Below are 16415 nucleotides of genomic sequence, written 5' to 3' on the forward strand. Positions count from 1 at the left end.
GAATTTATCTTTTATCAATTTTATTTGTTGCCCAATCACCAATAAATTGAATAATGAACACAATAATAAGTATTAAAATAGTTGAAACAAATATGACATCATTTTGATTACGTGTGAATCCTGTTAAATAAGCTAAGTTACCTAAACCACCTGCACCGATGACACCTGCAACTGCTGTAGAACCAACTAATGCGATGGCTGTCACTGTGATGCCAGATACTAATGCTGGCATTGCTTCTGGTAAAAGTACTTTTCTCACTACAGTCCAAGTACTCGCTCCCATTGACCAAGCCGATTCGATTACACCTTTATCAATTTCTTTAAATGCGATTTCCACTAATCTTGCATAGAATGGTGCTGCACTGATGATTAATGCTGGCAATGCACCTGTAGGACCACTGATTGTGCCTAATACTAAACTTGTAAATGGAATTAACAATAAGATTAAAATGATAAACGGAATCGCTCTGAATAAATTCACAATGAATGAAACAATGCTATAAAATACTCTAGCGACTGGTGACTTACTTTTAGCTGATAAAAAGAGCAAGACACCTAAAATAATTCCTAAAACAAATGCAAATATTGTTGCTATTACCGTCATATAGATGGTTTCATATGTTGCAACCCAAACTTCTTCCCAGCTTACGTTTGGCATTGTAAACATTTCTCGGAGGATATCGCTTAATGAATTACCCATGTTTAACCACCTCCACAGATACATGTTGTGCCTCTAAATCATTTTTGAATTTTTCAAATTTTTCTGAATTTGCAACGGCAAATTGTATGATTAAAAATCCGATAGAACCGTCTTTTGTATGTTTAATATTAGCTTCCAAAATATTGACATCTAAATTGTGTGTCTTCGTTATGTATGACACTAATGGTTCCGTTGCGTTGTTCCCAGTAAAATTCAAACGCACAACGTAATCATTTTCATTAAGTGACACGAGTTCACTAATTGATTCGTCGAAGTCATCATTTAAGTCATCCTTCACAAAGCGTTTTGTCACATCGTGTTGTGGATTTTCGAATACACTTGAAACTTTGCCTTGTTCTATCACTTTACCATTTTCCATTACTGCAACTTCATCGCAAATACGTCTAATGACATGCATTTCATGTGTAATAATAACGATGGTTAAGTTTCTTTCTTCTTTTATTTTCAATAATAGTTCTAAGATTTCATCTGTTGTCTGTGGATCTAATGCACTTGTCGCTTCATCACATAATAATACAGATGGTTCGTTAGCTAATGCTCTCGCAATACCCACACGTTGTTTTTGCCCACCTGATAATTCTGAAGGATAAGCATCTTCTCTCCCTTTCAATCCGACCAATTCCACTAACTCAAGCGCACGTTGCTTGGCTTCTTGTCGTGAAATCCCTGCGATTTCTAATGGGAATGTAATATTGTTTAATACAGTACGTGACCATAATAAATTGAAATGTTGAAAAATCATACTCACTTTTTGACGTTTTTTTCTTAAGTCCGATTTTGATAGCTTACCTATAGTGTCACCATCTATAATAACGTCTCCTGATGTTGGTTGCTCAAGATGATTTAAAAGTCTTATTAATGTACTTTTCCCCGCACCTGAAAAACCAACAACACCAAAAATTGAGCCTGATTGAATACTTAAATCAACATGATCTACAGCAAGTACGTCCTGTTTTTTCGTTTTGTACCTTTTGACTATTTGATTTAACTCAATCATTCTGTTGCCTCCTCGTATTGCTTTGTTTCAATTAAATAAAAAATGCTTTCCCTATGTTCATTGAAGAATAGAGAAAGCAACGTTTGCTTCTCTCATCTTCTAAAGTTTCTATGAACTTTATGTGAATTGGCACCATTTCTGTTACAGACGGTTGCCGGGCTTCAAAGGGCACATCCCTCCACCTCTCGTGATAAGAGTTTCGTTATTTAATTATTTTTAATCCTACCATCGCACTAATGATTCGTCAATAATTATTTTAAATTTTCTAACAAATTAGGGACGGATTGAAATGCGTAAATTCTTTTTTGCTCTTCACCTTTTGACATCAACATCAACACAGGTACAGATTGTATTTCATGTTCCTGACTAAAATCTGGATGAAAATTCAAATCGATTTTAGTAATTGGTAATTTTAATATTTCATTAGCAATGTCTAACATTCTTTCAGAAACTTTACAGGTACCACATGTCGGTGTGTATCCAAATATAAGATATTTTTCCTGATTTATATGTTCATCTATATTGACGCGTTGTTGATTTGTTACCTTCATGTTAATAAACTTACCCTTTCAGCTATATAATCCAATTTCGCTTTAGCTACTTTTTCTTCATCCTTTACCGTAAACCCATGCTTTTCAAGCACTCTGGATAAATATCGTTTAGGACAACGTGCAACCTCACAATATTGTTTATCTATTCTTATATGTCTACTTTCACTTAAATATCGTTTAAACCATTTTCGAATTTTTTCACCTTCATCATCGGCATCGACAAGTATATACACTTGTTTATCGTATAATGTATCAATCATTTCATCAATTTTATCGACACCCATCGTACCATTAGTACAAATAATATCGATTGGTTGATCGATTACTTGTTTTACCCGCTTTTTGTCTGACTTTCCTTCTACAATAATTACTTGGTTTAGTATCGCCATGACATCCACCCTCTAAATGTTGATAGTAAATTTCTCTATTTAGTTCTTCACAATACTGAGTGACCATAAACATCCTTTACAGTTTTCTAATTTCATCTTATTATGGCAATCCATTTTTGTCAGCTAAATACACTTACCTACAACAAATGACTACGTCTGCATTTACAAAGTCTTAACAATTTTTTGATTAGTCTCATTTGAATATAGATAAAAAAAGGTAAAATAAAAACTCCAAGATAGTTATATCATGGAGTTCTATGTAATATTATTCACCAATCATTTCAGAATATTGTTCTGCTGACATTAATTCCTCTAATTGACTTTCGTCACTTAATTCAACTTTTACCATCCAAGCTTTTTCGTAAGGTGATTCATTTACGAATTCTGGACTGTCTTCTAGTTCTTCATTAGATTCTAAAACTTTACCTGATACTGGCGCATAAAGTTCTGAAACTGTTTTTACGGACTCAACACTACCAAACGTGTCGCCTTCATTAATTTCATCATCAACTTCTGGTAATTCAACGAATACGATATCGCCAAGTTCACCTTGTGCATATTCAGTGATACCAATTGTTACTGTATTACCTTCAACTTTTACCCACTCATGTTCTTTAGAATATTTTAATTCACTCGGTACTGCCACGAGAATCCCCTCCTAAATGTTTTTACATATTAATGATGCCATATGAATAGCATACAATCAACTATTTAATGGCATCTTTAAATTATTATAATGTTTTCGAAAAACACCGGTAAAGCGTTTTCATTATTTTGTCAAAATAATAGTCCAACGTAATTTAATCACCTTTATTATTTTATGACAACCAAGTTGCTTTATATTCGTCTTCTTTAAATCCAACAGTTACTTTGTCACCTGAAATCGCTAGCGGTCTTTTAACCAACATGCCATTGGCAGATAATAAATCTAACTTTTCATCATCTGTTAAATCTTTAAGTTTATCTTTTAAACCTAATTCACGATATTTAGCGCCATGCGTATTGAACAATTTATTAATATCGATATCAGTTACTTCTAGTATTTCTTTAAACTCATTTTTAGTTGGTGTATGCTGTACGATATCTATGGGTTCAAAACTCACACCGTAATCTTGTAAAAATTTAGCTGCTTTTTTACAAGTTGTACAATTAGGATATTGGTAAAATTTTATCATGATTCTGTACCTCCTATAACTAGTTATCACTAATATATCAAATTTGTTACAAAAACGCTCTAATTAATAAGCTGATTTTTTTTATAACATACAATCGTCCGTTATAATGGTATTACTAATATCAAAAAAAGGAGCAAAATCAATGAAACCTATTAACACAAATGATGCATTTAAAGAAACAATTCAAAGCGATAATCCAGTGATTGTAAAATTCGAAGCTGGTTGGTGCCCTGATTGTAAAGCAATGGATATGTGGATTGATCCAATTCAAGAAAAATACAATGATTATGGTTGGTTCACTGTTAACCGTGATGAATTAGAAGATGTTGCAGCAGAAAATGACGTTATGGGCATCCCTAGTTTACTCGTATTCAAAAATGGTGAAAAATTAGCACACCTACATTCTGCTAATGCGAAATCACCAGATCAAGTTGAATCATTTTTAGAAGAAACGTTTAAATAATCACTTAATTTTTAAACACTAAAAGGAAGCTGAAACATCTTTAGTTATGTTTCAGCTTCCTTTTTAATATGATGCAATGCATCACAGTACTTATAGCAATTAAAATTTTTCTATAATTTCATTAAAGTGACGCTCTCTATGAGGTAACTCGTCTTCTAAATCTGTTAAATATAACAAGCCCACTAATTTTTCATCATCTTTAACCCCAAAGAGTTCTCTAATTTCTGGTGTGAAAATATATGCAGGTGATTTCCAACATGTACCTATACCTGCTTCGTGTAATAACAGCATTAAATTTTGAGCAAATGCACCAAAAGCCATATGATTTTCCAAGTTTTCTTTTTGTCTAGGATCTTCTTTGACAATTAAAGCAAGCATACCACCTAAATGTGTGGCTACTTCATAATGGTTTTGCTGTTTTTTCTGTAAATTAGGAAATGCTATTTCTGATAATTGTTTACTCATATCTCCTAATCTATCTTTTGCAATATGAACTACTCTCCAAGGTTCTCTTAGACCATGGTTAGGCGCATCTGTAGCCTGTTTGATTGCTTTGTATAAAGCGTCGTCATCTATAGTCATATCTCTTTTAAAAATTTTAACACTTCTACGATTCGCAATTGCTTCTTGTAGTTCCATTATATATCGCCCTTTCGTCAATGATAACTATTTTCAATTATAAGACAGGTACAATATATTTTCAAATTACTCGTACATACTAAGTTGCTTTTTCAACGTGGAAACATGTATTTGTCCCGGTGCTTTGGGTGTGTCTAAACAGCCATATGAAATCGACCCTCCAAATACACCCTGTGCTGTTCTTGATATTAAACCAATCTTAGACATGGCAATGCCCACTACATGTTGCGAAACAACATCTGCAGTATCAGACATTGCATTCAATAGGTTTAGTACATCCTGTTTACCATGAGGCATCACAGCAACTTTTATATAATCCGACTCTAGCTGCTGCATTTTATAAAATAAATGCTTTAACGCTTCAAGCTTTGGTGTTTCCTTAAAATTATGGTGAGATAGTACGACTTGAACTTGATTTTTATGAGCTAGTTCAATCAGTTCTTGTAAAATATTGAGTGATCTGGTTTGATCAAATTCTATATCTAACATATCTATATTTTGGCAATTAGCAATTTTCCTTAGAATTTGTATATAGTCATCCTCCCCAAAATCACCTAAACCACCTTGATTTGAAGTTCGATACGTCACTAATAGCTTTTTATTTAGTTTTAAACTTTGAAGATCTTCAACAACTTTTTCGATAGCAATTTCGTTTAAATTTGTCCATTGATCGATTCGTAATTCAATAATATCAATTGAATCTTGAAACTGTATTAAATCATCTATCGTTGATTGTGAGAGTTCTTGTTCTGGTGCAATGGTTACAGCAACTTTTACTTCAGTCATTTAAAAACGCCCTCTTTTTAATAATATTTATAATTGTATAACAACTTCGAAAAAAATTACAAATAATCCTTAAATTATATTTTCTTGATATCTTAGAATGATTTAAATTTTATTTGTTGGGTAAAGAATAAATATGAAAATTTTAGGAGGTAATAAGTATGGCAGTAAATTATGAAACAAAAGCAACAAATACAGGTGGACGTAATGGTCACGTTCAAACTGATGATAAAGCAATTGATGTAGCGATTGTACCACCAGCTCAAGCCGATGCTGAAAAAGGTACGAACCCAGAGCAATTGTTCGCAGCAGGTTACGCTTCATGCTTTAATGGTGCTTTCGATTTAATCTTAAAACAAAATAAAGTAAGAGGCGCTGAGCCAGAAGTTACTTTGACTGTTCGTTTAGAAGATGATCCAGAAGCAGAGAGCCCTAAATTAAGTGTTTCTATTGATGCAAAAGTTAAAAACGTATTATCTCAAGAAGAAGCAGAGAAATATTTACAAGATGCGCATGAGTTTTGTCCTTATTCAAAAGCGACACGTGGTAATATAGAAGTTGACTTAAATGTAGCAGTTGTAGATTAATATTAATATGTAATTCCCCCGAAATTCTAAATTGAATTTCGGGGGTTTTCTTTGCTATTCAGTTCTTGTTGCTTGTTCTTGAAGTCTCATGTTTTAAATACTTTTAATTGTCTTTATATTGGTTATACAGACATACAATTAATATTGAAAAAGAAATAAGAATAAGCACGATTAAAGAAACTATGATTGTTACTAAAGCCCCCATAATTTATGCCTCCGCTTTCATTTATATAACTCACCATATTATAGCATAATTATCCTATTTAATTTCGTTACTTAAAAATTATATTAAGGAATGGTTTAAACTTTATAAAAATATATTTTTTTATAACTTGAATTCTAAATTTATACATATCTTTACAAAAAATTAAATATAGTATTGCTCAAATAAATTTTTTCCTTTAGTATTATATATAAATCGCTTAACTACAGTACTTATACTTAATAATTTAGTTTTCTGGATAAGGAGGGAATAAATGACTCATATTCGTTATTTAACAATTGAAGATCTTCCTATATATCACGCGCTTTTACTACAAGGTATTGATAAGAAACTTGAGGTTATGGCATGGAAACTGCAAAATAAAAAATGTCTTGAAGAGGCAAATATTTCTAGAATCCTATCACCGGAGACTACGGACTACAATATTATCGGTGCATTTGATGGTGAGGAATTAATTGGTGCTGTCACATTAATTCATACAAATCGATATAGTATAGCGCATAAAGCTACATTGGAAAACATGTGTGTAAAAGGTGAAAATCACAACGCACGAGCATCTATATCAAACTTGTTAATGCGTAAAGTCTTCGAAATATGTGATGAAAAACAAATTGAGATTTTAATGACTTCCCTTGTTTCAAATAATATTAGTGGCAAAGTATTTTTCAGCAATCTCAATTTTGAGACACTGGTTTTGGAACAACACGCTAGAAAATATGAAGACTATTACGTAGATGAACATTGGCTCATTTACTACTTTAACAAGCAAGATATCGAGTTATTCGAATAAATCATACCGTTGATACCTATTAATTAAAATACGCCATATATTGGTGAATAAAGCGTTTGTATTAATGATTGACTGTGTTTCATTTAACATGAATATATCATTCTACCTCTTAATATTTTAAAATAACTTGCAATCCTACGCATAAGCAAATATTATTTTTAATTAAGTACAAAACAGTTTTAATTTTTTTAAATTGATATCATTTTAAAATACAAGAGAGGACTGAATACTTTGAAATATGCTACAACCTTATTGTCACTATTCTTGTCGTTAATTACGTTAGCAACACCTTTACTTGCAATTGGAAAAGTTTTAGAAGGTAACCTACCTATTTTAGCAGGTGGCTTATTTATCTTAGGTGTCTTATTAATTAACATTTACGCTTGTCTACGTGGCGATCGTATTGCGAACATTTTTGCAATATGCGTATCTATTTTTTCATTTATTTTATTAAGTTATCCAATATGGACAGCTTATATTTCTGGATTTATAGCTTAATCTCTTACATATCAATTCAATATAATATTTAAACCTCTATAATTCTAAAGTTATTTAGTTAATTATAGAGGCTTTTTTATTTTCAAATTATATGCCCTATTAATTAATATAAAGTTTTTTGCATATTTTAATTTTACAAATCTTCTGAAAGCGCTATAATATAAAAAAATAGGGGGGATTACAAATGAATTTAGCTATATTAGGTTTTATCATGATTATTATATTCATGGTATTAATTATGACACGTAAAATGTCAGCCTTAACTGCGTTAATTGTTATACCAACAATTTTTGCATTAATTGGTGGTTTTTACGCAGGTCTCGGTAAATTTATGCTAGATGGTATTGAAACCGTTGCACCAACAGGGATTATGCTTACTTTCGCAATACTCTATTTTGGTGTGATGATCGACGCGGGATTATTCGAACCTGTCATTAATCAAATTATAAAAGTCGTTAAAGGGGACCCAGTTAAAATCACTTTTGGTACTGTTATTTTAGCATCAATGGTAGCATTAGATGGCGATGGGACAACGACTTTCATTATCACTGTTACTGCAATGATGCCACTTTATAAAAAAATCGGCATGAGTTTATATACATTATCGACGCTGGCACTACTATCCATAGGTGTTATGAATATGTTACCTTGGGGTGGCCCGGCGGCACGAGCAATTTCTTCACTGCAAGTCACTACTGAAGAAGTATTTGTACCAATTATTCCTGCTATGATTGCCGGAATTGTTTTCGCTTTTGGCGTTGCATACATATTAGGTAAACGTGCCAAAAAACATATCACATCTTATACAGATATTGACTTAGATGATATTAAACCTACAGATACAAAAGAAGAATCATTACTTAAAAGACCTAAAATGCTTATACCAAATGCCTTGCTTACCATTTCATTGATCGTATGTTTGGTCATTGGTATCATGCCTATCCCAGTTATGTTTATGCTTTGGTTTGGCGTTGCAATTTTACTCAATTATCCAAATCTCAGTATTCAAAATTCAGTTGTAAAAAAACACGCTGGCGATGTACTATCCGTTATTAGTTTAGTATTTGCCTCTGGTATCTTTACTGGTGTAATGAATGGTACTAAGATGGTCAATGAAATGGCTAACGCCTTGGTACACATTATTCCTGATGCAATGGGCAACCATTTTGCTTTAATCACTGCGATACTTAGTGGCCCATTCACCTACTTTATGGCAAATGATCCATTTTATTATGGTGTATTACCAATACTTGCTGAATCAGCGCAACAATTTGGTATCTCTAAAGTTGACATGGCAAGAGCTTCGGTATTAGGACAACCGCTTCATGTATTAAGTCCACTATATGCTGCAGGTTACTTACTTGTCGGTATGTTAGATATTGAATACGGACAAAACCAAAGAATCGTCATAAAATGGGCTATTGGTTCCAGTTTATTTATGATTATTGTAGCCTGTATCCTCGGTATTATACCTTGGTAAAGTATACACAGTAGCAAAAAAATAGATTTTAAATACCTACGACTATTATGATAGCGTAGGTTTGGATATAGACAAATCTACCACATTAATTTGTGGAAGATTTGTCTATTTTTTATATTTATTCATATATGTAGATCGTGCAGGACATATTTTTCATATTGCATTGGCAGTCATTTGAACCAATTTCTATGGAAACAGCGCTAGCCGAAATCTACAAACTAAGACAGTGATTGCGGAAAGAGTGCGTAAAAAACTGCCAACAAAGCCAAGACTTTGCCGACAGTTTGAATTACAACTATTAAGATGTCGAAATTTTTCGGGTCATTTTTTTATAATAAGTTCACAAAATTAGTTATATTTAAGCTTATATTTCTTTAAACCGCAACAGCACTATTCTATAAAATACTTTCAAATTTATATATGCTTTATGAATGATTCAAAAAAATGACATAATAATAATTTATTTTATGAATATCGTTTCATTTTCAACATACATGGGTAAAAGTTAATGTCGGATTTACAATATTAAGGAGTGTTTTTATGAATCAACTTAATGAATGTAATTACGTTAATCCATCTAAAGTTTCACTTGATTGGGAATGCTTTGTTGTAAGTAAAAGTGATATGGAACTAGATGGTTTACCTAAGGAACTCATTAACTCATGGATGGCTCAAAATATAATTGAACCTTTCTCGATCAGAAATAACGAAATAAATTTTAAAACTCAAGACATTAGAGACGCTTTGAGAAAACAAAATTGGTATTACGATAAGTAAACTTCTTTTTAATTATCTAAGTTCAATATTATTAAGGTATAAACTCAATGCTCTTTTTGCGGATGCTAATACTTCGTGATCAAAATAATGACTATAAAAATACGAGTTTAACTTAATAGAACTTGTTTCATTTCTAGGGAAATTTTTATCTCCCATGATATTATGTGCAAGTTGCCCTAAAGGTGTATCGTCTTCAATAAAACCAATTACAAAATCATAAAATGTCATAAGCGTTACCTCGACCATCTTTATTTTATTCGTTACACTGTTAATCGTTTTCAAATCTTTATTTAATCATAACAAATAATAACTATTTGTCTATTACGATACATTTTAAAATTTAAAAGTTTTTTAATTGTTTACTGTCGCCACAAGATTTAATTAAGAATTGTAAATTTTATAAAGTTTTTTTTAATTATATGTTAATCTCTAACAATATATTTTAAAGCTGAGTGAAATATCCGTATCAGCCCACTTTTTATTGTCATATATTAATATATTAACAAAACAAACCCTACGCATTCATATGCGTAGGGTTTGTTTGTATCCAAAAACTAAATTTCATTTCGTTTTACTCAGCCTAAATTGTATTGGTTTTAGACTAAGACATTACCGTTTTGATCTGCTGGTTTGAATAATGTTAAAATTGCGCCAATAATCGCTAAAATTTGTGGAATCCCTGTCCAACAAAATACTAGGAAAAGAATACCCATACCTGTTTTTCTTGCGTAAAACTTGTGAATGCCAAAACTACCCAAGAAAACGGCTAAAACAATGTAAATTACTTTATTTACTTCATTCATCGTTCTATCTCCTATCTTCATTATATTACTCATATTATACATTAATCAGCTACTTAATTTAAAGTATATTACTTTTCACTATATCGTAACTCAAAGAATCTTTTTTCTAATCTCAAAATTTCTGTATAATTATCTGGCATGATTTCTGCACTTAATTCTATTAACTTATCTAAGATAAAATCCATTAATCTGGCATTATCTTTTGAATGTTCAAAATGTATTTTCACTTGTTCAATCATTGTATTTTCTACTAAAAGTACAAGTGCACGTCCATATGCTTTATCTACCTTCCCTCTTTGAAAAGCAGGTTCTAAATAATTCAGAATTTCATCTACCTTTTCAAACTCACTAAAGCCAGTCTTAATATGTTCGTTTAGCTTATTTGCAATATCCTTAATTCGTTCATCTTCTTGATTATTATCAGGCATTAATGAATTTCTTACCTCAACTTTTTGTTGTACAATTTCAGATTCAACTTTTTCGAATGATTCTTGATATTCATCAATATTTTTGGATTGTAGTGATTCGATGCTTTGTTTCAATTGTTTTAAATTATTATCTTCCATTGAATTCGATATCCCCCTATAAAAGCGTGTCACAGTTTTAAATTACCTATTTTCCCTTTTTTCAAACTTCACTATAATTTGTATTATCGCTGCTTACACTTAAATATAAAACAGTAATTTCAATATTTTCCCTATTGCTGTTTGTTAATTAGTGATAAGATGATAAGGCTATGAGATATAACAAAACTTGTTCAATGATTTAATTTTATTGAACTCACTATAAACATTTAAACATATTAAAGGAGGTGTAGTGATTTGAATCTACATTTCATGATTGTTTTTTGGCTATCTCTTGTCTTTTTAATTTGTGGTATCGTTTCACTTATCACATACAAATTAAGAGGTTCTGAACAAGCAAAAGAATCATTACTAGGCGTTACAGTAATGTTGCTTATTTTTGGTGTTGTAGGTATCCTATTTGCACTCATATTTAGTTAAATATTGTACCAAAGAATCTCTAATTTAATACGGATGCGCCCTTCAAAGTAGACATTTACTAAATGAAAACGACTTTGCAGGGCTTTTTTATAATCTAGCATAGTTAAATTATTTAAAAATATACTTTCTATAGCATGACTTTTGCTAGTTTAACTTAAGCATCCAGCTATAATTCATACGTTCATCCTATATTTTAATCTTTAATCAGTTAAAAAAGTGTAAATTAACAAAATCACTATTGCTAAAATAAAAAAGTAAACAAAGCGTTTAACTGCTCGCACCCTCTCATGTTGAACCTCATCTTTTGAGTGATTAGTATTTTCATGCAACCTGGTATTAATAAATAAGAATGGCATCGTTGCTAAAAATGCAAAAATGAGGCTAAGTATTACAATAATAAGAAAATTCATAACATCACCTCTAATGATTTTTATTATCACTATGTTATTCCCTTAAAAATTCAATTTAACTGCGCTATTGTAAATCTCTTGAAATTGTATATTCATTGATACATTTAGTTTATAATATAATCAATACAATTTAACCATTTAGATTCACCTTAGGGAGTGTTATTTATGAAATTAACTTATTTACCTGAATGGCAGCTAATCAATCAAAGTAAACAAGCATTTGCTATTCAAGAAGATGAAAATTCAATTTCCTTAGTCAGTCCAATTAACGACTATGCTATGGGCATTTTAAGCCAAGTATTTTTTACTATTGAAAATGACGAAGTTACTGATACTTCAGTTGAAAACAATAGTCAATCCCTTGTTGCCGAAGTCAAAAAAGCCAATAAACAAATTGTTATTAAGGATATTTAAACGCCTTTATAATTACTAAAAACGGGTATATATTTAATAATCGTTATAACTTTATAGTTGTGGTACCTCATGTCATGAAACAGTGCGTAACTCAGTTTAATAAGATAGGTGTGTGATGGGAATGAAATTATTCAAAAATCTATTACTATTGCTAACTGGTGTACTTGTTGTTCGCGCTTTATTATTGAGTGTCGACAATTCAAATGAAGATAAAATTGAAAATAAAGTAAACGTGCAAGCGGAACAAAAATCATAACCTGTAACACTAAATAAACCTCATTCTTTCGTTCAATCAACTTTAGAATTGTGAGGTTTATTTTAATCTATGTCCATTCATATTTTCAGTCATATATACAGTAAAGTGAGGTTACTATGCAACATTTCAAAACAAAAATTGAACACTTTCAAATCTATATTTATTTTTCTGCAATAATACTTGGCATACTGATAGGGACCAATTTCCCAGGTATATCTAGCATTTTAGAAACTTTAGTAGCTATATGTATCGCAATACTTATGTTTAGTATGTTTTCACAGATTCCCTTTTTCGAATTACAAAAGCGTGTCCTAAACTTAAAATTTGTGACAGCACTTATCATTGCTAATTTTGTCATTCTACCTATTCTCGTTTACTTTTTAATTTCTATTTTCAATATAAGCTCATCTGCAATATTAATTGGGCTATTTCTAGTACTATTAACACCATGTATTGATTACGTCATTGTTTTCACTGCTTTAGGTAAAGGCAACGCTCAATATATGCTTATCTCAACACCCATTTTATTTGTTTTACAAATTTTATTATTACCACTGTATTTAACAATGTTTTTAGATAAATCCATACTTACAATAATTGATATAGAGCCGTTTATACATTCTTTTTTCACATTTATAATTATTCCATTACTACTCGCATTGACTTTACAATTATTGAGTAAAAAATATTATGTGATGTCACAGACTTTAAAGGCCACGTCTTGGCTACCTGAACTCTTTATGTCACTGGTATTATTTACCGTGGTAGGTTCACAAATTAATAAAATCGCTAATGACTTATCGGTTGTTGTCAAAGTAGCGCCTATATATATTATCTTTATGCTAATCGCTCCTTTTATCGGATATTTCACGGGTAAACTTTTCCATTTAAAACCATCCATTTTACGGACATTAGCCTTTAGTACAAGCACTAGAAATGCCTTAGTCGTACTTCCCCTAGCATTATCATTACCAGATCAGTGGGTTACAATAACCACAACAGTGATCATCACACAGACTTTAATTGAATTGATAGGTGAACTTTTTTATATAAAAATGATACCTTCGCTGATTAAATCGTAATACATTGATTCCTGCTTATTCACTTAGCACCAAAATTAAAATAAAGCGTATATTTTTTATTATTATACAATTTAATATGATACAACTAAATTATTTGGTATAATTGATATGAATCGTAAAATGTTACTTTATAATATAAAATGACATATAAGCGCTATGTTTTTCATTTTCAAATACTTAAATTAACTTAGGAGATGAGCATGATGAAAAAAATTATTTTAGTATTATTGGGGATTGTTAGTCTTAGTTTTTTGATTAAGCCATTATTAAACCTTGTCATTGATGACGAATTAGAAGAAGACGTCGTTGATGAAGATAGAACAACGAGTCAGTTTTAATACATTTTCACTTAGTATATACATACCAAAAGACAAGACATCTGTTGATGCCTTGTCTTTTTAATGAGAACTTGTTTATATCGACGCCATAACAATATCGAAGTAGTGATCCACGCCACTGTTCTCATTTGATAATTCAATTTATTTCTTTTTATACGCTAATGATTTAAAATAATCATATATTTACTTTTTACACTTATGTGACCTCGCAAATTTTACCCTGAGGTGATGATATGAAAACTTTAAGAAAAATAAACGAAAATAACTTCATTATTTATCATATACAGACAGATTTAGGACTTATCATTAAAGTAAAAACAGATGCCAGCTTATCCGAATATCAAACAAATAACCTATTACAAAGCGTATCTAAAGAAATGGACGATAAGCTTAGACAAAATGTTGAATGACTTCGATAATGATATAAAGCAGCAATGCTAAAATATACTTTTTAAAGTTATTTTAGTGTTGCTGCTTAGTTTTTTATTAATTTATTATGACAATAATAAATCCTATAAATAATACAAACGTTGATAATCTTGGTTTACTTTTCCCTAACAATCCACTAAGTAAGACCAGAGACAAACCTACTATTAATAATTGATTATTAAATGTTGTGATACCTAAAGCATCTCCGACCATCATAACGACACCATAAATAATAATCATACCGATGAATATACTGCAAATAAGCGAAAATATATTTAATAATTTCATATGTTACATCCCTTTTTAAAATTAAAACACGCCACTTCGAAAAGTGGCGTCAACCTCGAAAATATAATCGGCACTAGAGTTTGGAGGACTTCTTGTGCTTAGTTATATATACCCACTTTTATTAAATAAAAACACAAATAACTAATAATATCAAAATAACTACAATTTATTTTTTGCTACTTTGAAAACATTTAACTTTCAATACTTAATAATGGCAGTTGATAATAAATTAATTTTAATAAAATCAATCATACTGTTGGAAAACAATTTAATAAAAAGTTATCCTATAGATAAAGCATTAATAAAAAAACAGATTAATTATCTAGTTGAATTTAGTATTAGATATCATACATTTCGATAAATTATGGATATTTGCATTGAAATGTTTTTATAAAAAAGGGTGATGGAATGGAAGTATTACGTAAAGTTTATAAGGATGGCGAACCTGTTTATCATGTCAAAACAGATAAAGGCTTAGTTATTAGAATCAAAGGATCTGATGATTTAACAGATTCAGAAACCGAGGAACTACTATTACTCGTTTCGCAAGATGTTGACAAAATGAAAAAATAATCGCAAAACAATTAACATTTCAATGTTGTCACCAACCTCAAAATCAAGGGGCTTCAATTTTAATTCAATATAGAACACTGCGTCTATTTAATCCAATTAATTATTAGCGCCAACTAGAAAATGATTTTTCTTAGTTGGCGTTTTGTTTTGTAGATTATATGATTATAATAAAAATTCAAAGTAGATTTTTAAATATAACGATTATTACATCACTACCCATATTATATTTAAATTTGTGTACGCATTTCAAACGCAATATGTGGTATACCATCTTCCATATATGTATCCGAAACACTGTGAAAACCAAATGATTCATAAAATGGCTTTAAATGTGCTTGCCCTGAAATTTTTATTGTCGTGTTTTGATACATTTCATTTATTTTATTGATTGTCTCATTGATTATTTTGCGTCCATAGCCTTGATTTCTATAATTTTCGGAAACCAAAACTCTTCCAAAACTTACATACTGTTCAAACGTTATAATTCTTGTATAAGCCACAATGTCATTCCCATTGCTCAATATGACATGAATTGCATCTAGATCATAATCATCAACCTCTTGATATATACATTTTTGTTCTACGACAAACACGCGAATTCGAGCTTGATAAATTTGTATAAGTTCTTGACTAGTTACATCTCTCATATGTTTTATATTTAATTCCATTATTCATCTCCCAAAAGCACACGTACACAAACCATAACCTTAGTAATTATTTATAGCAGTAATGTATCACTTATTTA

The 16415-nt window shown here is 30.7% G+C and carries 26 protein-coding genes and 1 riboswitch; of the genes, 13 read left to right on the plus strand and 13 right to left on the minus strand.

Annotated elements, in window-relative coordinates:
* Positions 1–4: 4 nt before the first annotated feature.
* From SSP_RS09370 to SSP_RS09395, 6 genes are all read right to left on the minus strand, one after another.
* Entirely contained in the window at positions 5–700 is a 696-nt protein-coding gene (locus tag SSP_RS09370; protein ID WP_041784826.1) for a methionine ABC transporter permease, read from the minus strand.
* Positions 693–1718: a methionine ABC transporter ATP-binding protein gene (locus SSP_RS09375; RefSeq protein WP_011303544.1), complete on the minus strand. Its 1026-nt coding sequence runs from the start codon at positions 1716–1718 to the stop codon at positions 693–695. The genes SSP_RS09370 and SSP_RS09375 overlap by 8 nt, the downstream gene beginning before the upstream one ends.
* Positions 1719–1807: 89 nt before the next feature.
* Positions 1808–1915: riboswitch (SAM riboswitch) on the minus strand.
* Between the two features lie 54 nt (positions 1916–1969).
* Positions 1970–2269, minus strand: a complete 300-nt coding sequence (locus SSP_RS09380; protein ID WP_011303545.1) for a thioredoxin family protein — start codon at positions 2267–2269, stop codon at positions 1970–1972.
* Positions 2266–2658 (minus strand): toprim domain-containing protein, encoded by a 393-nt coding sequence (locus SSP_RS09385; protein WP_011303546.1) that lies wholly within the window; start codon positions 2656–2658, stop codon positions 2266–2268. The genes SSP_RS09380 and SSP_RS09385 overlap by 4 nt, the downstream gene beginning before the upstream one ends.
* A gap of 265 nt (positions 2659–2923) precedes the next feature.
* Entirely contained in the window at positions 2924–3304 is a 381-nt protein-coding gene (gcvH, locus tag SSP_RS09390) for a glycine cleavage system protein GcvH (protein WP_011303547.1), read from the minus strand.
* Between the two features lie 172 nt (positions 3305–3476).
* Complete coding sequence (locus SSP_RS09395) at positions 3477–3833, minus strand: arsenate reductase family protein (protein ID WP_011303548.1); 357 nt, start codon at positions 3831–3833, stop codon at positions 3477–3479.
* Positions 3834–3975: 142 nt separating this feature from the next.
* Here SSP_RS09395 and SSP_RS09400 point away from each other — a divergent pair, with 142 nt between their 5' ends.
* Entirely contained in the window at positions 3976–4296 is a 321-nt protein-coding gene (locus SSP_RS09400; protein WP_011303549.1) for a thioredoxin family protein, read from the plus strand.
* 99 nt (positions 4297–4395) lie between these two features.
* Here SSP_RS09400 and SSP_RS09405 read toward each other — a convergent pair whose 3' ends face one another.
* Both SSP_RS09405 and aroD read right to left on the minus strand, forming a co-directional pair.
* Positions 4396–4935 carry a nitroreductase family protein gene (locus SSP_RS09405; protein ID WP_002483850.1) on the minus strand — a complete coding sequence of 180 codons (540 nt, stop codon included), beginning with the start codon at positions 4933–4935 and terminating at the stop codon, positions 4396–4398.
* Between the two features lie 66 nt (positions 4936–5001).
* Positions 5002–5721 carry a type I 3-dehydroquinate dehydratase gene (gene aroD, locus SSP_RS09410; RefSeq protein WP_011303550.1) on the minus strand — a complete coding sequence of 240 codons (720 nt, stop codon included), beginning with the start codon at positions 5719–5721 and terminating at the stop codon, positions 5002–5004.
* A gap of 158 nt (positions 5722–5879) precedes the next feature.
* Here aroD and SSP_RS09415 point away from each other — a divergent pair, with 158 nt between their 5' ends.
* The 5 genes from SSP_RS09415 (at position 5880) to SSP_RS09435 (ending at position 10073) form a co-directional block, all read left to right on the plus strand.
* Positions 5880–6305, plus strand: a complete 426-nt coding sequence (locus tag SSP_RS09415) for an organic hydroperoxide resistance protein (RefSeq protein ID WP_011303551.1) — start codon at positions 5880–5882, stop codon at positions 6303–6305.
* A gap of 476 nt (positions 6306–6781) precedes the next feature.
* Positions 6782–7318: a GNAT family N-acetyltransferase gene (locus SSP_RS09420; RefSeq protein WP_002483853.1), complete on the plus strand. Its 537-nt coding sequence runs from the start codon at positions 6782–6784 to the stop codon at positions 7316–7318.
* A gap of 231 nt (positions 7319–7549) precedes the next feature.
* Entirely contained in the window at positions 7550–7816 is a 267-nt protein-coding gene (locus tag SSP_RS09425) for a hypothetical protein (protein WP_011303552.1), read from the plus strand.
* Positions 7817–8000: 184 nt separating this feature from the next.
* Positions 8001–9296: a CitMHS family transporter gene (locus SSP_RS09430; protein WP_011303553.1), complete on the plus strand. Its 1296-nt coding sequence runs from the start codon at positions 8001–8003 to the stop codon at positions 9294–9296.
* 540 nt (positions 9297–9836) lie between these two features.
* Positions 9837–10073 carry a hypothetical protein gene (locus tag SSP_RS09435; protein WP_011303554.1) on the plus strand — a complete coding sequence of 79 codons (237 nt, stop codon included), beginning with the start codon at positions 9837–9839 and terminating at the stop codon, positions 10071–10073.
* Between the two features lie 12 nt (positions 10074–10085).
* Here SSP_RS09435 and SSP_RS09440 read toward each other — a convergent pair whose 3' ends face one another.
* The 3 genes from SSP_RS09440 to SSP_RS09450 all read right to left on the minus strand — a co-directional run bounded on the left by SSP_RS09440 (position 10086) and on the right by SSP_RS09450 (position 11442).
* On the minus strand, positions 10086–10301 hold the full coding sequence (locus SSP_RS09440) for a YozE family protein (RefSeq protein WP_011303555.1): 216 nt from the start codon (positions 10299–10301) through the stop codon (positions 10086–10088).
* 368 nt (positions 10302–10669) lie between these two features.
* Positions 10670–10876: a TM2 domain-containing protein gene (locus SSP_RS09445; protein WP_002483856.1), complete on the minus strand. Its 207-nt coding sequence runs from the start codon at positions 10874–10876 to the stop codon at positions 10670–10672.
* A gap of 68 nt (positions 10877–10944) precedes the next feature.
* Positions 10945–11442 carry a hypothetical protein gene (locus SSP_RS09450; RefSeq protein ID WP_011303556.1) on the minus strand — a complete coding sequence of 166 codons (498 nt, stop codon included), beginning with the start codon at positions 11440–11442 and terminating at the stop codon, positions 10945–10947.
* Positions 11443–11697: 255 nt separating this feature from the next.
* On the opposite strand from SSP_RS09450, the gene tsaT reads away from it, so the two are divergent.
* The 6 genes from tsaT (at position 11698) to SSP_RS13105 (ending at position 14790) form a co-directional block, all read left to right on the plus strand.
* Positions 11698–11880: a type II toxin-antitoxin system toxin TsaT gene (tsaT, locus tag SSP_RS09455; RefSeq protein ID WP_011303557.1), complete on the plus strand. Its 183-nt coding sequence runs from the start codon at positions 11698–11700 to the stop codon at positions 11878–11880.
* 575 nt (positions 11881–12455) lie between these two features.
* Positions 12456–12704, plus strand: coding sequence for a hypothetical protein (locus tag SSP_RS09465; protein WP_011303559.1), 249 nt, complete (start codon positions 12456–12458; stop codon positions 12702–12704).
* A gap of 121 nt (positions 12705–12825) precedes the next feature.
* Positions 12826–12960 carry a hypothetical protein gene (locus SSP_RS13290; RefSeq protein WP_011303560.1) on the plus strand — a complete coding sequence of 45 codons (135 nt, stop codon included), beginning with the start codon at positions 12826–12828 and terminating at the stop codon, positions 12958–12960.
* A gap of 116 nt (positions 12961–13076) precedes the next feature.
* Positions 13077–14042 carry an arsenic resistance protein gene (locus tag SSP_RS09470; RefSeq protein WP_011303561.1) on the plus strand — a complete coding sequence of 322 codons (966 nt, stop codon included), beginning with the start codon at positions 13077–13079 and terminating at the stop codon, positions 14040–14042.
* Between the two features lie 200 nt (positions 14043–14242).
* A complete protein-coding gene (locus tag SSP_RS13060) occupies positions 14243–14380 on the plus strand; it encodes a hypothetical protein (RefSeq protein WP_011303562.1) in 138 nt (45 codons plus the stop codon).
* A 233-nt stretch (positions 14381–14613) separates the two neighbouring features.
* Positions 14614–14790 carry a hypothetical protein gene (locus tag SSP_RS13105; RefSeq protein WP_002483863.1) on the plus strand — a complete coding sequence of 59 codons (177 nt, stop codon included), beginning with the start codon at positions 14614–14616 and terminating at the stop codon, positions 14788–14790.
* Between the two features lie 76 nt (positions 14791–14866).
* On the opposite strand, the gene SSP_RS09475 is transcribed toward SSP_RS13105, so the two are convergent.
* Positions 14867–15097, minus strand: a complete 231-nt coding sequence (locus tag SSP_RS09475) for a hypothetical protein (RefSeq protein ID WP_011303563.1) — start codon at positions 15095–15097, stop codon at positions 14867–14869.
* 408 nt (positions 15098–15505) lie between these two features.
* Between SSP_RS09475 and vraX the strand changes: the two genes are divergently transcribed.
* The gene (vraX, locus tag SSP_RS13020; RefSeq protein WP_002483865.1) at positions 15506–15670 is read left to right on the plus strand and encodes a C1q-binding complement inhibitor VraX; all 165 of its coding nucleotides are present in this window, start codon (positions 15506–15508) and stop codon (positions 15668–15670) included.
* A gap of 227 nt (positions 15671–15897) precedes the next feature.
* On the opposite strand, the gene SSP_RS09480 is transcribed toward vraX, so the two are convergent.
* Positions 15898–16338: a GNAT family N-acetyltransferase gene (locus SSP_RS09480; protein WP_011303564.1), complete on the minus strand. Its 441-nt coding sequence runs from the start codon at positions 16336–16338 to the stop codon at positions 15898–15900.
* Positions 16339–16415: the final 77 nt, after the last annotated feature.

Origin of the sequence: Staphylococcus saprophyticus subsp. saprophyticus ATCC 15305 = NCTC 7292, from assembly GCF_000010125.1 — a bacterium.
In the GTDB taxonomy this organism is placed as follows: domain Bacteria; phylum Bacillota; class Bacilli; order Staphylococcales; family Staphylococcaceae; genus Staphylococcus; species Staphylococcus saprophyticus.

Excerpts from the sequence above, each read along its gene's own strand:
- SSP_RS09370 (WP_041784826.1), bottom strand. The coding sequence starts at position 700 with ATGGGTAATTCATTAAGCGATATCCTCCGAGAAATGTTTACAATGCCA.
- SSP_RS09375 (WP_011303544.1), bottom strand. The coding sequence starts at position 1,718 with ATGATTGAGTTAAATCAAATAGTCAAAAGGTACAAAACGAAAAAACAG.
- SSP_RS09380 (WP_011303545.1), bottom strand. The coding sequence starts at position 2,269 with ATGAAGGTAACAAATCAACAACGCGTCAATATAGATGAACATATAAAT.
- SSP_RS09385 (WP_011303546.1), bottom strand. The coding sequence starts at position 2,658 with ATGGCGATACTAAACCAAGTAATTATTGTAGAAGGAAAGTCAGACAAA.
- SSP_RS09395 (WP_011303548.1), bottom strand. The coding sequence starts at position 3,833 with ATGATAAAATTTTACCAATATCCTAATTGTACAACTTGTAAAAAAGCA.
- SSP_RS09400 (WP_011303549.1), top strand. The coding sequence starts at position 3,976 with ATGAAACCTATTAACACAAATGATGCATTTAAAGAAACAATTCAAAGC.
- SSP_RS09405 (WP_002483850.1), bottom strand. The coding sequence starts at position 4,935 with ATGGAACTACAAGAAGCAATTGCGAATCGTAGAAGTGTTAAAATTTTT.
- aroD (WP_011303550.1), bottom strand. The coding sequence starts at position 5,721 with ATGACTGAAGTAAAAGTTGCTGTAACCATTGCACCAGAACAAGAACTC.
- SSP_RS09415 (WP_011303551.1), top strand. The coding sequence starts at position 5,880 with ATGGCAGTAAATTATGAAACAAAAGCAACAAATACAGGTGGACGTAAT.
- SSP_RS09420 (WP_002483853.1), top strand. The coding sequence starts at position 6,782 with ATGACTCATATTCGTTATTTAACAATTGAAGATCTTCCTATATATCAC.
- SSP_RS09430 (WP_011303553.1), top strand. The coding sequence starts at position 8,001 with ATGAATTTAGCTATATTAGGTTTTATCATGATTATTATATTCATGGTA.
- SSP_RS09435 (WP_011303554.1), top strand. The coding sequence starts at position 9,837 with ATGAATCAACTTAATGAATGTAATTACGTTAATCCATCTAAAGTTTCA.
- SSP_RS09440 (WP_011303555.1), bottom strand. The coding sequence starts at position 10,301 with ATGACATTTTATGATTTTGTAATTGGTTTTATTGAAGACGATACACCT.
- SSP_RS09445 (WP_002483856.1), bottom strand. The coding sequence starts at position 10,876 with ATGAATGAAGTAAATAAAGTAATTTACATTGTTTTAGCCGTTTTCTTG.
- SSP_RS09450 (WP_011303556.1), bottom strand. The coding sequence starts at position 11,442 with ATGGAAGATAATAATTTAAAACAATTGAAACAAAGCATCGAATCACTA.
- SSP_RS09465 (WP_011303559.1), top strand. The coding sequence starts at position 12,456 with ATGAAATTAACTTATTTACCTGAATGGCAGCTAATCAATCAAAGTAAA.
- SSP_RS13290 (WP_011303560.1), top strand. The coding sequence starts at position 12,826 with ATGAAATTATTCAAAAATCTATTACTATTGCTAACTGGTGTACTTGTT.
- SSP_RS09470 (WP_011303561.1), top strand. The coding sequence starts at position 13,077 with ATGCAACATTTCAAAACAAAAATTGAACACTTTCAAATCTATATTTAT.
- SSP_RS13060 (WP_011303562.1), top strand. The coding sequence starts at position 14,243 with ATGATGAAAAAAATTATTTTAGTATTATTGGGGATTGTTAGTCTTAGT.
- SSP_RS13105 (WP_002483863.1), top strand. The coding sequence starts at position 14,614 with ATGAAAACTTTAAGAAAAATAAACGAAAATAACTTCATTATTTATCAT.
- SSP_RS09475 (WP_011303563.1), bottom strand. The coding sequence starts at position 15,097 with ATGAAATTATTAAATATATTTTCGCTTATTTGCAGTATATTCATCGGT.
- vraX (WP_002483865.1), top strand. The coding sequence starts at position 15,506 with ATGGAAGTATTACGTAAAGTTTATAAGGATGGCGAACCTGTTTATCAT.
- SSP_RS09480 (WP_011303564.1), bottom strand. The coding sequence starts at position 16,338 with ATGGAATTAAATATAAAACATATGAGAGATGTAACTAGTCAAGAACTT.